This window comes from Luteimonas sp. A478, from assembly GCF_054052025.1.
On the sequence record NZ_JBSVRF010000002.1, the window covers coordinates 611,979 to 627,249 of the forward strand.

13 protein-coding genes are annotated in these 15,271 nt (G+C 62.0%); 1 reads left to right on the forward strand and 12 read right to left on the reverse strand.

Going from position 1 to position 15,271, the window contains the following annotated elements; all coding sequences use genetic code 11:
- Positions 1-11: 11 nt before the first annotated feature.
- The 6 genes from ACW7G3_RS06470 to ACW7G3_RS06495 are packed head-to-tail and all read right to left on the reverse strand — an operon-like array spanning position 12 to position 6,194.
- On the reverse strand, positions 12-1,340 hold the full coding sequence (locus ACW7G3_RS06470) for an ABC transporter permease (protein WP_456981804.1): 1,329 nt from the start codon (positions 1,338-1,340) through the stop codon (positions 12-14).
- Positions 1,341-1,351: 11 nt separating this feature from the next.
- Positions 1,352-2,566 (reverse strand): ABC transporter permease, encoded by a 1,215-nt coding sequence (locus ACW7G3_RS06475; RefSeq protein WP_456975270.1) that lies wholly within the window; start codon positions 2,564-2,566, stop codon positions 1,352-1,354.
- A 40-nt stretch (positions 2,567-2,606) separates the two neighbouring features.
- Complete coding sequence (locus ACW7G3_RS06480) at positions 2,607-3,908, reverse strand: ABC transporter permease (protein ID WP_456981806.1); 1,302 nt, start codon at positions 3,906-3,908, stop codon at positions 2,607-2,609.
- Between the two features lie 10 nt (positions 3,909-3,918).
- Complete coding sequence (locus ACW7G3_RS06485) at positions 3,919-4,620, reverse strand: ABC transporter ATP-binding protein (RefSeq protein ID WP_456981808.1); 702 nt, start codon at positions 4,618-4,620, stop codon at positions 3,919-3,921.
- A 57-nt stretch (positions 4,621-4,677) separates the two neighbouring features.
- Positions 4,678-5,979: an efflux RND transporter periplasmic adaptor subunit gene (locus tag ACW7G3_RS06490; RefSeq protein WP_456981810.1), complete on the reverse strand. Its 1,302-nt coding sequence runs from the start codon at positions 5,977-5,979 to the stop codon at positions 4,678-4,680.
- 8 nt (positions 5,980-5,987) lie between these two features.
- A complete protein-coding gene (locus ACW7G3_RS06495) occupies positions 5,988-6,194 on the reverse strand; it encodes a hypothetical protein (RefSeq protein WP_456981812.1) in 207 nt (68 codons plus the stop codon).
- Positions 6,195-6,394: 200 nt separating this feature from the next.
- On the opposite strand from ACW7G3_RS06495, the gene glmS reads away from it, so the two are divergent.
- Positions 6,395-8,224: a glutamine--fructose-6-phosphate transaminase (isomerizing) gene (glmS, locus tag ACW7G3_RS06500; protein ID WP_456981814.1), complete on the forward strand. Its 1,830-nt coding sequence runs from the start codon at positions 6,395-6,397 to the stop codon at positions 8,222-8,224.
- Between the two features lie 264 nt (positions 8,225-8,488).
- On the opposite strand, the gene ACW7G3_RS06505 is transcribed toward glmS, so the two are convergent.
- The 6 genes from ACW7G3_RS06505 to ACW7G3_RS06530 form a co-directional block, all read right to left on the reverse strand.
- Positions 8,489-9,682 (reverse strand): GGDEF domain-containing protein, encoded by a 1,194-nt coding sequence (locus tag ACW7G3_RS06505; protein ID WP_456981815.1) that lies wholly within the window; start codon positions 9,680-9,682, stop codon positions 8,489-8,491.
- A gap of 211 nt (positions 9,683-9,893) precedes the next feature.
- A complete protein-coding gene (locus tag ACW7G3_RS06510) occupies positions 9,894-10,253 on the reverse strand; it encodes a DUF6404 family protein (protein WP_456981816.1) in 360 nt (119 codons plus the stop codon).
- A gap of 154 nt (positions 10,254-10,407) precedes the next feature.
- Positions 10,408-11,388 carry a hypothetical protein gene (locus ACW7G3_RS06515; protein ID WP_456981817.1) on the reverse strand — a complete coding sequence of 327 codons (981 nt, stop codon included), beginning with the start codon at positions 11,386-11,388 and terminating at the stop codon, positions 10,408-10,410.
- Between the two features lie 162 nt (positions 11,389-11,550).
- Positions 11,551-12,534, reverse strand: a complete 984-nt coding sequence (locus tag ACW7G3_RS06520) for a hypothetical protein (RefSeq protein ID WP_456981819.1) — start codon at positions 12,532-12,534, stop codon at positions 11,551-11,553.
- A 235-nt stretch (positions 12,535-12,769) separates the two neighbouring features.
- On the reverse strand, positions 12,770-13,228 hold the full coding sequence (locus tag ACW7G3_RS06525; protein ID WP_456981820.1) for a hypothetical protein: 459 nt from the start codon (positions 13,226-13,228) through the stop codon (positions 12,770-12,772).
- A gap of 461 nt (positions 13,229-13,689) precedes the next feature.
- Positions 13,690-14,349, reverse strand: coding sequence for a hypothetical protein (locus tag ACW7G3_RS06530; protein ID WP_456981821.1), 660 nt, complete (start codon positions 14,347-14,349; stop codon positions 13,690-13,692).
- Between the last annotated feature and the right edge of the window lie 922 nt (positions 14,350-15,271).

Genomic DNA, 15,271 nt, shown 5'->3' on the forward strand with positions numbered 1-15,271 from the left:
CATCAGTTCCTCTAAAGGCTCTTGACCTGCAATACCGGCTCGATCCTGGCAGCGCGCAGTGCAGGCAACACCCCCACCAGCAGGCCGGTGGCGACGGAGAGCGCACAAAGGACCAGGAACAGCCGCGGATCAAAGCGGGCCAGCTCGGTATATCCGTGGTCCTGCAGGCGGATGAGCCACAGGCCGAACAGGGTCAGCGGCAGCGCCAAAAGTCCGCCCAGCAGCCCGATGGCACCGGCCTCCACAAGGCACTGCACCATCACCGAACGGCGCGGGGCGCCAAGCACGCGGCGCACGCCCAATTCATTGCTGCGGCGCAGGAACCGGGCTGCGAGCATCCCGGCCACGTTGACCATGCACAGCGCCAGCAAACCGCCGGCCAGCCACAGGTTCAGACGCACGCTGTCCGGGACGACCCGGTTGGCAGACAACCATGCCTGGACGCTGTCCAGACGGCTGGCCGGTGGGCGTTCGAACACTCCGGCCTCGTGGCGCGCACGGGCGTAGGCGGCCAGCGTATCCGAGTAGGCAGCGCGCACGGATGGATCGGGCAGCTCGGTCCACAGCGCCAGCCAGCGGCATGCCTGCAGATTGACCGTGTCAAAACCGTAGCCACCCATGGAGGTGTTGTCGCAATCGCGCGTGCTCAGCGGCGCTACGCCCGCATCCAGTGCCGCACGCAGGGGCACGAATACAGAGTCCGCCCTGGCTCCCCAAGCCAGCTGGCCCGGTGCAAGGAAATGGAAGCGGGGCTGTGGCTCCCATTCGCCGCTGATGCCCACGATATGAAACAGCGTCGAACCGATGCGCACTTCCCGGCCGAGCGCGTCGTCGCCACCGAACATCGCAGCTGCGGTTTCTTTTGCCAGAATCACCACCGGCGTCCCGTCGCGCCCCTCCTGTTCGGTCCAGAACCGCCCGCGGTGCAAGGGGACTCCGAACATGGACGGCATTGGCCCTTCCGCCAGTACTGCCATTGTGCTGTGGCTATGAGTACCGTCCGGAACGGACATGGTGAGCAGAGTCGACACGAGGGCCGTTTGCCGCACCTGCGGCTGCAGGGCCATCATGGCTTCGGCATCGCCCAGCTTCCACAGGAACGGCCATTCGTTTTCCGCCGGCTCCTCAGCCTCGCGACTGGTGGGTGCCAGCCGCGAATCCACCCATGCCTGATACAGGTGTTCGCTGATTCCCGGCAAAGGGTTGGAAGAGAGCATCGCGAGCAGGGTCAGCATGCTCATCACCGCGGACAGACCCAGGGCCAGCAGCAGCACCGCCAGCGTCGTGGTACGGGGGTGGCGGCGCAGGCCCCGGAATCCGAGATCGACGGCGTATCGCAAGGCTTCTGCTCCTAAGCGCTGCGGGTGGCAATGGCCGGCGGTACGGCTGCCGCGCGCCGGGCGGGGCCGAGCACCGCGGCCTGGCCCAGCAGCCACAATACGATGGCGCCGGCGGGCAGGTAGTACAGCGGCAGTCGCGGCAATTCGTAGCGTCCCATCAGGTACTGGTTGAGCGCGAAAGCCAGCAGCATGCCCAGGGCGATGCCGACCGTGGCCAGCAGGAAGTTCTCCACCTGGAAGTAGCGCAGGATCTGCTGCCGGGTGGCGCCCAGCGCGCGGCGGATGCCGATCTGCCGGGTGCGCTGCTGCACCCAGAAGCTTGCCAGGCCGACGATGCCCAGCGCGGTCACTACCAGCAGGGCCATGCACACCACCGCCAGCAGCCAGACCATGGTGCGGTCCTGGGCGTAAAAGTCGGAGCGGATTTCCTCAAAGGTCTGCTGCTGCAGGATGATGCGGCCGCTGGAGTTGGCGTTCAGCGCCGCCACTACCGCCTCCATCACTTCCTGGCGGCGCTCGGGGGTGGTGCGCACCAAGTAGTTGCCGCCCACGGTGTAGGGCGATTCAATCGGCAACACCATGGAGTAGCCGGTGTCTCCGTCCATCCGGTTGGGCCGGGCCAGGCGCTCCACCACGCCCACCACCCGCACCGGCTCGTCCAGCAGGTAGATGTCGCGGCCCACGGCCTCTTCTCCGGGGAAGGCGCGTTCGGCGAATTCGCGGCTGATCAGCATCGACGACAGCTTCAGGCCCTGGAACCCCTGGGCTTCATCGAACGGCACGAAAGCATCAGCAGGCAGCGCGGACCCGGACACGACGCGGGCACCCAGCGTGTCGAGCAGCGCCGGCCCGCCCATGTACATGGTGGCGTTGAGCGTGGGCTGCTCCTGGTCCGGCGTGAGGTTGACCGAGGTGTTCCAGGACGAGCGGCCAAGCGGCACCTGATTGGCCGTTGACGCGGCGATCACTCCCGGGATGGCGCGGATGGCGGCGAGGTCCTCGCGCGTCAGCGCCAGCGGATTGGCGTTGCGGCCAATGCCGGTCACCTCCACCCGGATCAGGCCGGACTCGTCCACCCCGGTGGGCGTACGCAGGTTCTGCACCCGCTCGGAGATCAGGAACACGGCGTTGCTCACGATCGCGCAGGTCAGCGCGATCTGCAGAGCGATCAGCGCGGCCGCGGTCTTGTGCCGACGCAGGCTGGAAAGAATGGGTCTGATATCCATGGCGGACTCCGTGGTGCAAGCGTCGGGGGTGTAGCCCGACCTACTGGCTTTTGAGTTGGATGGCGGGGGTGACCTGCGTGGCGCGCCAGGCAGGCAGCAAGCCGGCAAGCAGGCTGGCGATCAGGGCCAGGGCGAAGGTGAGCAGCAGCATGGGTGGGTTGAAGTGCGCCAGCTCCGCGTAGGACGCCGCCTGCTGGCGCACCGCCCACAGCCCGAGTGCCGCCAGACCCAGGCCCAGCACGCCGCCGGCCAGGCCGATGGTGCCGGCCTCCACCAGGTACTGGACGAAGACCTCCCGTCGCGAGGCGCCCAGCGCCCGACGCACACCGATCTCTCCCGAGCGTCGCAGGAACTTGGCCAGCAGCAGGCCCACGGTGTTGACCAGGCACACCAGCAGGAAGCCGAACGCCAGCCATACCTGCAGGCGCACATCGCCCGGCACCACCCCGTTGTAGTCCATCCACTGCATCAGGTTGCGCAGGCGCACCTTGGGCGGCAGCTCGAAGCGCCCAGCGGCACGCTGCTGCTCCGAGTAATTGGCCAGGTAGCGCTCGTAGTCGGCCACCTTGGCCGGGGTATCCAGCTGCACCCAGTACTGGATCCACAGGCAGCTGGCGCCCAGGTCCACGTCGCGCTGCCCTTCATCGCGGGCGCGGTAGCAGTTCATGTTGCCGCTGCGCGCCATGTCCAGTTCGCGCGAGGTGGAAAACGGCAGGAACACCTGCTCCACCTCGCCGTAGGTGTCCGAATACATGTCGTAGAACTTGGGCACCGGTCGCCACCCGTCCAGCACCCCGGCCACGCGGAAAGAGACCTGGTCCAGCTGCACCGTCCGGCCCACGCTGTCTTCGCCGCCGAACAGCTTTTCGTTGAGATCGCTGGAGATCACCGCCACCCGCGCCCGCTGCTCGTCGGCGGCGCCGTCCCAGCCGCTGCCGTAGCGGAAGGGGGTGTCAAACATGGGGAAGAAATCGGTTGTGGTGTAGCGCGCGTCGGCGAAGAACGGATCCACCCCGGCCACTTCCGGCTCGATCGCCACGTTGCCGCCGGTCATCATCGCCTGGCGGTCGCCTCGCGCCTCGCGCAGCAGGGCCTCAGCGTCGTAGCGGGTCAGCTGGTCCGGCGGCTCCGGATCGGTGGTGTTGGCCTGGCCCGGGTCGATCTGCGGATAGAATAACGCGTGGCTTTTGCCAGGCAGCGGATCGCCCGACAGCACGGTGAACACGGTCAGCGTGGTCATCGACGCGCCGATGCCCAGCGCGATCGCCAGCACCATCAGCGCGGTCAGCACCTTGTTGCGCTTGAAGCTGCGCAGGGCGAGGTTGAAGTAGTAGGCGAGCATGTCGGTTCTCCTACGCGATAACGGGTTGGATCAGCGGCGCGGCGCGCTCCACGTCGGTGGCCACGCCGTCGACGATGTGCACGTTGCGCTGGGCGCGGGCGGCCAGCTCCGGGTCGTGGGTGACCATGACCACGGTGGTGCCCTGGGTGTTGATGTCCTCCAGCAGCTCCATCACGCTGCGCGCCATCTGCGAATCCAGGTTGCCGGTGGGCTCGTCGGCCAGCAGCAGGCGCGGGCTGCCGGCCAGGGCGCGGGCGATCGCGGCGCGCTGCTGCTGCCCGCCGGAGAGCTCGTTGGGGTAGTGCTTCATGCGCGAGCCCAGGCCCACCAGGCCCAGCGCGTCCTCGATCCGCAGCTTGCGCTCGGCTGCCGGCATGCCGCGGTAGCGCAGCGGCACGTCCACGTTGTCGAACAGGTTCAGGTCCGGGATCAGGTTGAAGCTCTGGAAGATGAAGCCGATCTTCTCGTTGCGCAGGCGCGAGCGGGCGTTGTCGTTGAGGCCTTTCACGTCGACGCCGTCGAGCCGGTAGTCGCCGCCGGTGAAAGTTTCAAGCAGGCCGGCGATGTTGAGGAAGGTGGTCTTGCCCGAGCCGGAGGGGCCGGTGACGGCGACGAACTCGCCCTCCTTCACGTGCAGGTCGAGCGCACGCAGGGCGTGGGTTTCAACCAGTTCGGTGCGGTAGACCTTGGAAACAGCTTGCATCTGCAACATGGCGTGGATCCTGTTCGGAAAATGGGGTTCTGGTTTCAGCTGCGATAGGTGATCAGGTCATTGCCCGGAGATGCGGACCCGGTCGGCGCTGTCGAACTGGTCGGTGCCGGAGACCACGATCCGCTCGCCCTCACCCAGGCCCTCGATGATCTCCACCGCGTTGAGGCTGACCGCGCCGGTGACGATCGGCCGGCGCTCGGCGCGGCTGCCTTCGACCACGTAGGCAAAGCGGCCGCCGTCCTGTTCCAGGAACGGACCGCGCTCGACCATCAGCACGTCTTCGCGGCTGTCGAGCAGGATCCGCACCGACAGGCGCTGGTTCTGGCGCAGGCCCGGCGGCTGCTCATCGGTGAAGCGCACCCGTGCGGCGACCTCACCGTTGACCACCTCCGGCGACACGGCGGACACCCCGGCGGCGTAGGTCTGGTTGGCGCTGCGCACCTCGGCCGGCATGCCGATGCCCAAGTCACGCGCAAAACTTTCCGGCACCCGGATCTCCACTTCGAATTCGGACAGATCCACCACCGTCAGCACCGGCGCGTTGGCGGCCACGTTGCTGCGCTGGTCTACCTGTACCTGGCCCACCTGTCCTTCGAACGGCGAGCGCAGGGTGAGCGCATCCACCTGGCGCTGGATCTCGCCGACCACCGCGCGCTGGCGCTCGGCCAGCAGCTGGCGGTTGCGGGTGTCCAGCCCCGAGCCCTGTCCCTGCAGGTTGAAGTCTTCATGGGCGGACTCCAGCCCGATCTCCGAGTTCTTCAGCCTGTCCCGCGCCCGGGCCAGGTCGACCTCGGCCACCGCGCCGCCTTCGAATGCGCGCTCGTAGCGCTCGACATCACGCTGGGCGGCGACCCGTTCCACTTCCGCCTGCTCCACCAGCTTGCGGGCGTTGGATCGCACCATGCGTGCGTCCAGCCCCGCACGATCGGCTTCGGCTTCCAAACTGGCCAGGGTGGACTGCTCCTGCACCAGCTGGCTGCGCAGTTCCGGGCTGTCGATCTCGGCCAGCGGCTGGCCTTCTTCCACCCGGTCACCCGCCACCACGTGCAGGGTGACGGTACCGCCGGCGATCGCGTACAGGGTCGGGCTGTTGGCGGAAATCACCCGCCCGTCGGCGGAGATATCGCGCACCAGATCGCCGCGCACCACCTCCGCCACGCGGACGCGGGAGCCGTCGTAGGAGCGGCCCCCACCGCTCCAGGCCGAGATCGTCCATGCCAGCACCACCATCAGCGCCACGCCCGCGGTGGCTGGCAGCAGCCAGCGACGCAGGCGCCGCTGGCGCGCGGAGGTGTCAGCCAGGGTCTGGTCCTGGGCGGAGGTGTCGCGGATCTGGCCGGGCCGGGATGCAGGTGACATCGGCAGTCTCAGTGGCCGACCCGGAAGCGCGGGGCCGTCCCGGTCGATGTCAGGTAACCGTGCTGCAGGGGTCGGGCGGCGAGCCGGTTGGCGGCATGGCCGGCATCAAAATCCGACAGCGACAGATCCAGATCGGAGATGCGCGGGACGACGGCCTCGGCGAATTGATGCGCCGTCCAGCTGGGAGGGAAGGAGACGGAGGGGATGGCGTTCATGGCTGCTCCGTTGAAGGCAGGGCGGTGGGGTTGGGTCATTGGTCTTGCACTTGGGATAAAGCAGGAAGCGTGCCAACTTGTAACCAATTGATTTCAAAGTGCCTTGCCATCTTTCGACGACGTCCGAACACCGTCCGGACGTGTCCGCCCGGACGCCGCCAGTTACACTGGACAGCTTGAAGACAAGGAGTTGCTTCCCCATGTGCGGAATTGTCGGTGCGATCGCAGATCGTGATGTGGTTCCCGTTCTGATCGAAGGCCTGAAGCGGCTGGAATATCGCGGCTACGATTCGGCCGGCATTGCCGTGTCCGGGGAGGCGGGGCTGCGCCGGGTGCGTCGCACGGGCCGGGTGGTGGAGATGGAAGAGGCCGCCAATGGCGAGCAGCTGAAAGCCACCCAGGGCATCGGCCACACCCGCTGGGCCACCCATGGCGGAGTCACGGAAAACAACGCGCACCCGCACATCAGCCACGGCGTGGCGCTGGTGCACAACGGCATCATCGAAAACCACGAAGCACAGCGCGAGCGGCTTGAGGCACTGGGCTACACCTTCGAGTCGCAGACCGACACCGAGGTCATCGCCCATCTCATCCACCATCACCAGAGCGGTGGCAAGGATCTGCTGGCGGCGCTGCAGGCGGCGGTGGAGGAGCTGAAGGGCGCCTTTGCGCTGGCGGTGATCAGCCGTGACGACCCCGATCGCATCGTCTGCGCCCGCATGGGCTGCCCGCTGCTGATCGGCCTGGGCGAGGGCGAAAACTTCATCGCGTCCGACGTCTCGGCCATCGTGCAGGCGACGCGGCGGGTGATCTTCCTGGAGGAAGGCGATACCGCCGAGGTTTCGCGCCAAGGCGTGCGCGTCTATGACGGCAGCGGCGCTCCGGTCGTGCGCGAGGAGCACCTGTCGGATGTGTCGCTGGCATCGCTGGAGCTCGGCCCTTACACGCACTACATGCAGAAGGAGATCCACGAGCAGCCGCGCGCGCTGAGCGACACCATCGAGGCGATCATCGATGCCGGCTCATTCGTGCCCGAGCTGTTCGGCGCCGATGCTGTCGATGTGCTCAAGGACGTTGAAGGGGTGAAGATCCTCGCCTGCGGCACCAGCTATTACGCCGGTTCGGTGGCGCGCTACTGGATCGAGGACATCGCCGGCCTGCCGTGCAGCGTGGAGATTGCCAGCGAATATCGCTACCGCAACGCGGTGGCCAATTCGAAGCACCTGGTGGTCACCATCTCCCAGTCGGGCGAAACGCTCGACACCATGGAGGCGCTCAAATACGCCAAGTCACTGGGTCACGAGCGCACCCTGTCGATCTGCAACGTGCCCGAAAGCAGCATCCCGCGCGCCAGCCGGCTGGTGTTCTTTACCCGCGCCGGGGCCGAGATCGGCGTAGCCTCCACCAAGGCCTTCACTACCCAGCTGGTCGCGCTGTTCGCGCTGGCCGTGACCCTGGCCAAGCTGAAGGGACGGCTGCCGGAAGACAAGGAGGCCGCGTACCTGGAAGACCTGCGCCACCTGCCCGGCAGCGTGCAGCACGCGCTGAACCTTGAACCGCAGATCAGCCGCTGGTCGGAGCGCTTCGCCCCGCGTGACCACGCGCTGTTCCTCGGCCGCGGCGTGCATTACCCGATCGCGCTGGAAGGCGCACTCAAGCTCAAGGAAATCTCCTACATCCACGCCGAGGCCTACCCGGCGGGTGAGCTCAAGCACGGCCCGCTGGCGCTGGTGGACGACAAGATGCCGGTAGTGGTGATCGCGCCCAACGACAGCCTGCTGGAAAAAGTGAAATCCAACATCCAGGAAGTGCGCGCGCGCGGCGGCCAGATGTACGTGTTCACCGACCAGGACAGCCAGTTCGGCGAATCCGAAGGCGTGCACGTGATCCGCACCCCGCGCCATGTCGGCGTGCTCAGCCCGATCGTGCACACCATCCCGGTGCAGCTGCTGGCGTATCACACGGCATTGGCCCGTGGCACCGATGTGGACAAGCCGCGCAACCTGGCCAAGAGCGTGACGGTGGAGTAATGCGCTGCGCGCTCAGGTGGTGGAAATGGAGTGTCGGCGGTCGCTAGAGCTCAGGGCGGAGTTTCATGCTCTGAGTTGAGGGGGCGTCCTGGCTGGTTTGGCGAGGGTATTGGGCACCGTCCAATTTTTGCCGCGTGTAACCTAAAACAGTTTTGGTTGCACCTTGGTCGGGCACATCGCATGTCGCGCTAACACCAGAATTAAGCGGCGGCGGAGTTGTCCGCTTGAATAAGTGGTTGGGGATTAGCTCTGACACTGCCCTCGCTAACCAACAGGGTCCAGAGTTTCGCAAACCCGACTCTGATCCCGGTTTTGCTCCACTTTGTTGCGGCCAGTGCGCTTGCCGCGATATAGCGCTGTATCGGCCTGATGCATGGCTTGGCCCAAGGATGCCTCGCCAGCAAAGCAATCAGAGATGCCGATGGTCACCGTACAACGCAGCCCTTCATAAAACGCGCCGTGCAACATAACCTTCTGCTCGATGCTGTTGCGTACACGCTCCGCCACACGCAAGGCTGACGCATCGTCGGCGCCCACGCAGATGGCGACAAATTCCTCGCCGCCAAGCCTGCAGACCAGGTCGTTCTTGCGTACCGAGGCGCGCAACGCATCGGCAACCCCGCACAGCACCACATCGCCCACTTGATGGCCGTAGGTGTCGTTGATGCTCTTGAAGTGGTCGATATCGACCAGCAGCAATCGCGCCGTGGTGCCTGGACGTCGAAAACGGGTACCCAGCGCCGTACTCAGACCGCGACGGTTGAGCAGCTGCGTCAGAGGATCGCGGGCCGCCGTGGCCCGCAAGGTATCGGTCAGACGGCGCAGAACCAGCCAGACGATCGATGGCGGCACGATGGTCGCCAGGGAACACATATAGATATAGAAAACCATGGAAAAGCGGCCATCCATGCTCAGCGCTTCGAACCCGCCGGACAACAGCTTGCTGAGCTTGATGACGTTGAGAACGCAGATGCCGCTGATCAAACCAGCAAATAGCAGCATTTCGCCGCGAAGGTCCCTGGCAAAGGTGCGCATACCGTGGACCAGCACCGTCGCCATCCCGGCGAAAAAGACAGCGCAGGTACCCGCCAGCAGGACATAGCGGGCCACCGGGCCCCAAGCCCAATTCACCAGGATCTGCACGACACTGTAACCCACGGCCAAGCACAGCAACGGCAAGGCCAGAGGTGTCGAACGGCCAAAAAATTGCGCACCGCCCACGCAGTACGCCAGCAGCGAGCACAGCGTAATCGTGTGGTTGGTCACGCTCATCCAACTCCAGCCCGGCGCCCCTTCGAGCAGTTGCAGCACGTAGCCCCCGCCGAGCATGAGGTTGCCTGCCGCAAAGACGTCCGTACCCATCTTCTCGTCCTGCAGACGACAGCTGATGAGCAGAAACATGACGGTGAAGCTCAGCAGGTAGACAAAGAGCATGCCGACTAGGAGGGTGGCAGTCATCAGGCGTTCGCGGTTCCAGAACGGGGCGGATAGGGAGTCGGCCCGATGTGGAGGCGGCCCTTATTTCAGGCAGGGTATCAATGCGGAAGACCCCGGAGCAGAGCTTTTAGAAGGGATTCGCGACCATCCATGTTTGCAACCTGACACTAAAGTTAAGCCGAGACGCGTAGTGGAGCGAAGCGGCTTCGGCTTGAACGCATTGTTAGGCGCGCTACGGCGCACCTCTGTACGCCGCCCATGTCGGCAACCTATGCTTGCGAGCCAGATGCCGAAAATATGCGGCCATGATGAGGCCGAACAGTGCGCCCGCGGCGAGAGAAGCAGTCGCCATAAGACTGATAGGCATGCCCTGACGTGCCCAGAAAACGGCCCACATGAGCAGACCCCAAAACAGAGTAAAGAAGGCACTCATTGCGAGTGCGCCTGGAATGAAGGGAGTAAACAGCGGCGGTGGCACCTCAACGCCGAACCGCCAAAACAGACGCCAAAGCGGAGGCGCGGCTGTGTTCTTCGGGACGCCGAGCATCGCCATGTGCCGATACATTTCTTCCAGCTTCTCGTGATGCTTCATAAGTCCTCCAGCTTCTCGTGATGTGCCATAAGCCCCTAACACCTAAGTTAAGCCGCGCTCCGTAGTGGAGCAACCCATATGGCAAGCTTTAACTGCCATATGGTTTGAGGAGCGAAGCGGCGTCGGCTTGAACGCATTGTTAGGTCGCACTTTATTAGTGACAGCTGCTTGGGTTTATCGCATTTAGCAACTCACCTAGAGACATTACTGATGAATAATCTCGACGCCAATTTGGATTGCACCGATCAAGAAGCATTGCTTCGGCTGCTCCATACGAATAAGCAACCTCTCGTCCGAGTCGCGTCGGATCCAAGTCAAGAAGTGAAGAAACCGTCCTTTGTCTCAAGGCTTCTCCGGATTCAGAGATCCTACTATCTGAGGATATTGCTGACACTTCGATCTCAGCCCAGCGTGCAACGCCCTCCGCCCAAAGTTGAAGCTCCATGTATTTCCAGTCGCGCGGTGACACGGAGTCTTCTAGCTCTTGCCTGGCTTCAAGGTAGCTCGATACAGATTCATGAAGCGATGCTTCTAGCTGAGCCACCACGCCATGTAGCTTATGGCTAGCTCTTTTTAAAGCATTGCCAAACTCGTCACTTCCATACGGAAACGGATAGTTGAGCATCCACATGCCGGTGTTGTCGCCCCCGCTGAGGTTCAAATCGTTGAGACGCTGATAGTAATCGTCGAACGTACTTTGATACTGATGGAAGTGCTCATGAAAAATCGTACGTGACCAGCTAGCCTCATCCAGCCCCGTTGATTGAGGTGTCCCCATAACGATGGTGGAAACGCCGTCCACTACCGGCATTGCGGCCAACAGGTTCTTTGGAAAAACACTGTCCCTCTCTTGAAGATCGCACTCCGTGACAGGATCATCCGGAACCTCGTTGAATCCGTTGACGATAGACCCGTGGCAGAACAGAACCTCACGATCTTCCAGGGTGACGAGAAGTCCGAAGGGAGCACTCTCAAAGTTCGGCCAGACTCTGCTGCCAACAGACCTGCTTTCGTCGCGCGCGTATCTGATTGAATGCAATAGGGATGAATCGATTTGAGCTGTCTGAGGGATGGTCGTGCAGCCGAGTAGCGGAAGGCCAAGAGCACATATCGCCAGCAACTTCCATGCTTTCATGTGAGACTCCGATGATCTCCGGATGCGGCCTAACACCTAAGCTAAGCCGAATTGCAGCGCGTAGCTGACCACATGGCAAGCTCCTTCTGCCATGTGGGTGGCGTAGCGATGCAATTTCGGCTTGAACGCATTGTTAGGGCGCACTCCGGTGGGAGTGCCAAACTACAGCTGTGCATCCAACCAAGTGCTCCATTGTTGATCAAGCTCAGCGATATCGGTTCCGAGTTGATAGCTACCGCCGTGTTCTGCCAACCATGCATCGAGTGGTACGTCGTTGGCCAGAGCCATGCTGATATCGCACAACAGATCCTGCTTGCCGCTAATCTCAATCAGAAAATCTCCGACAGCAAGGCTCTGAAGATAGAATGCAGAAAGCTCCGTTGCGGCCTCTCCTGACCTTGCCGCCATGACGATGCCCGTGCTGGTTTGAGTACCACCTTGTGCAACAAGCTGGGCTCGCTGGTTTGCGGTACCCAATGGGTGAGGAGCGGTCAGAAACTCACTCAGGGGACGAATCGATGTCGAACCCTCCCGCAGCAGGTCCCTGAAACGAACACGCCGCTCAGTCAGCATTGCCTCCGGCTCCAGCAGGATTGCACTCGCCTCGTCCAGCCAATCAGGAGCTGGAGTGCCGTAAATTGCATCATCAACAGCATGTTGTGGCCAGAACACGGCCCGGTATAAAGAGTGGCCAATCTCGTGGCGCAGCACGTCTCCGGAACTTTGACTGGCCCGTTGAACGATTGCGCGAACTTGGTTGTCCGGCAAGTCCGGCATGCTCTTGCGGATGCTCTCCTCAAGAACGGCAGCCTTAGATTCAGGTGGAATCCATAGACGCAGATAATTCAGTGAATGGCGCGCGATGAAGTTTTCTTGCTCTGCCTTTGGAAATTCGTCGGCCAGCACTACAGCACCGAACGGAACATCCCGTCCCAAGTAATGACGAAAGGCCGCGACCGCTTCTGCGCCGTCATGAGCGGCTTGTGTAGCAGCTTCCGCCGAGGCTGCGTAAAACCAACCGTGCCTCGTTGCGACACAGGTCAGCGTGGGACGCTCTGGAAGGGCTGGGCATGCGGTGACAGCAGAGTCATCGGCCGCTGATGATGGAGATACGAGCAGGATGGCCAGCAGCAACGATGCAATCATGGGGTGATCAGCTCGGGGCAGTGGAGTCAGAGTCTTGACAGCGCGCGGGATCAAAAGTTCATCCTCCTGAGGCGTCAGCTTGATCAGAGGATTGACGGGAATGTGATCTTGCGACGGACCGCAGGTGCGCCCTAACGCCTAAGTTAAGCCGACTCGTGTAGCGGAGCCAAGAACATGGCAAACTTTTCCTGCCATGTTGTTGGCGTACCGAAACGAGTTCGGCTTGAACGCACTGTTAGGCATCACCCCGGCCCAGTGAAAGATATGGCTTGAACAGGTCAAACAACCGTCGCTCGGCTTGCGAAAGCCAGCTTTGATCGTCTTGTATCAGTTGACGAAGACGAGGTCCTTGCTCTGGCGACGTCTCAGAGATGAGCGTTTGATTGATCCGGATGTTAACGCCACGGGTGAGCACCTCCGCCAACGCGGCCGCTACGTCCTCTCGGAACAGAAAAGCTGCCTCTGCGGCGGCCGAACGCATTCTTTGTTCCGCCTCAGGATCCCAGCGCTGGTCCCTAGCCAAGCTCCCAGCATAGTTTGCGGCCGCAATGTAGACCGAGAGCCGGTGCGAATAAAGAGATTGCTTGGCAATTAGTCTCTCCACGCGATACTGGTGATAACCGAGGTATAGCGCTGCCACTGCAACTGTGGGTGTGAGAAGTGCGCTTATGAAGTTGACCAGTGGTTGGGACATTGAGTGATGATGCCTAACACCTAAGTTAAGCCGACCTGCGCAGTGGAGTGGACCAGGTGGCAAGCTTTATCTGCCGCCTGGGTCGCGTAACGAAGCGGCTTCGGCTTGAACGCATTGTTAGGCAGTCCGAGCCCAGTGGCGGAACCCGCTGCTGAGACTCGTGAATGCGGCCTAGCACTAGCTTGCCTCCGAAGACTGGGCGCGCGTGCCGTTGTAGCCGTCCAGGTACCCGCGGGCAAAGTCAGGAAACGCACCCCCTAGGAAAAGTGCAATACCTGCCACTACAAGAATGTACCGGTTGTTCTTCGCGAACCCGAAGAGAAGTAGAACAAGACCAACAAGAGCAAGCGCAAACCCGATCCACTGCATTTTCAGTCCTCCATGTGCACGAGTCTTTCAGGTGTGAGGCCCAACGCCTAAGTTAAGCCGAGACGCGAAGCGGCTTCGGCTTGAACGCATTGTTAGCCTTCTGCATCATGCCAATCTATAAAGCAATGTTGACACTGCTTAGCTCGTGCAGTCCTGAGAAGCTTACCGCAGTATGGACATGGGATTGGTTGCTCGTTGGCACGCGCCGCCCACTCGTCTTTGAGCGTGAATGACGCGGCGGCGGTACTAGTAGACCAAAAGGCATCGCTTGTTACATCTGCACCGAAAGCACTGAGATAGGTTAGGAGCAAAGAGCGATCTAAGCGCTGCGGCTTTATCTTCAGCTGATACCTGCTCGTGTCCTCGAACGACAAGGGTTCGCCCTCTTCCCAGTAGACCCATCTCGGATCTTTCATGACGCGAACGGCTCGCTTCAAACCTCCATCGGAGTGGTACACGAGTTCATCTAGTCCATCGTCTCCACTTCTTGCCGTTGATCGAACTGACAAGGTGTCGAATCTGAATGTTGTGTTTGCGAACGCGAGCACGAAACCAGCGCCGGGGAGAACGGCGGTCAACTCTGGCGACGATGCTGGAGACCAAAGGATGTGCTCACAGCTAATGCTACTAGGTAGCTCAAATGGGATACGAACGCTGCGCACTCGCATCGCAGGATAGGAATCAAAGGCACCAAGAATGGCGTCAAGTGGCGCTTTAATGATTGCGATTTCAAAGTAGTCGCGATCGATCATAGCTGAGGACTAACACCTGAATTAAGCCGCGCCGCGAAGCGGCTTCGGCTTGAACGCATTGTTAGGCCGCGCGCCGACGCCTATGCCAGCGCCAACCTACCCAAAGCCAACCGACCAATCCCCCGCTCACGGCTCCCCATACCCCGCCGCTAGTAAAAGGTTGGCCTGAGTACAACGCGACCGCCGCACCTACGGCGAAGCCAATGAGCATCAGCCAAGTGATCTTGCGCTTCTCCGCAAGCCACCAAGCCTTGTGTGCCTTCTTACGCCGAAGCTCCTCTTGGACCTTCGGGTCGGGTCGCAGTATCGCTTGAGCAATTGCGTCGGCTTGAGATTCATCCATAGGGCGCGACTCCTTTATTTTAGCGGCCTAACACCTGAGTTAAGCCGACTTGCGTAGTGGAGCCAAAGCTATGGCAAGCTCTTTCTGCCATGGCTTTGGTGTAACGAAGCAAGTTCGGCTTGAACGAATTGTTAGGCCGCGGCCCATGAGCCTGCGGCCACTAGCACGATGCCATAGATGGCGCATGCACCAGTTGCGAGCTGCATGGCTGGATTGGACCCAATCTTGCTGTGATTTGCGGGACTCGCGGTGCAAGAGCGAGGTTTCTTGGCTACTTGCACCGCGCAGTAACCCTTACCCCTTCTTTCTTTTTGCCGCGTATGTTGCCGCCGCTGCAATCAGAATGACGATAAAAACAACTACGACGCCAGTGGACATGCTGAGTTCTCCTTGTTAACAGCGAGCCGAGATTGAGCGATGGATGCTGCGGTGCCCTCGGTGTTGCTCCGCGGCCTAACGCCTGAATTAAGCCGTGCCGCGAAGCGGCGGGGACTTCATCCGTTTTTGTTGACACTGACGTTGTATCACGCGGCCGCCTCAAACTGCACTGGCGACCGGTATCCCAGGCTCGAGTGCAAC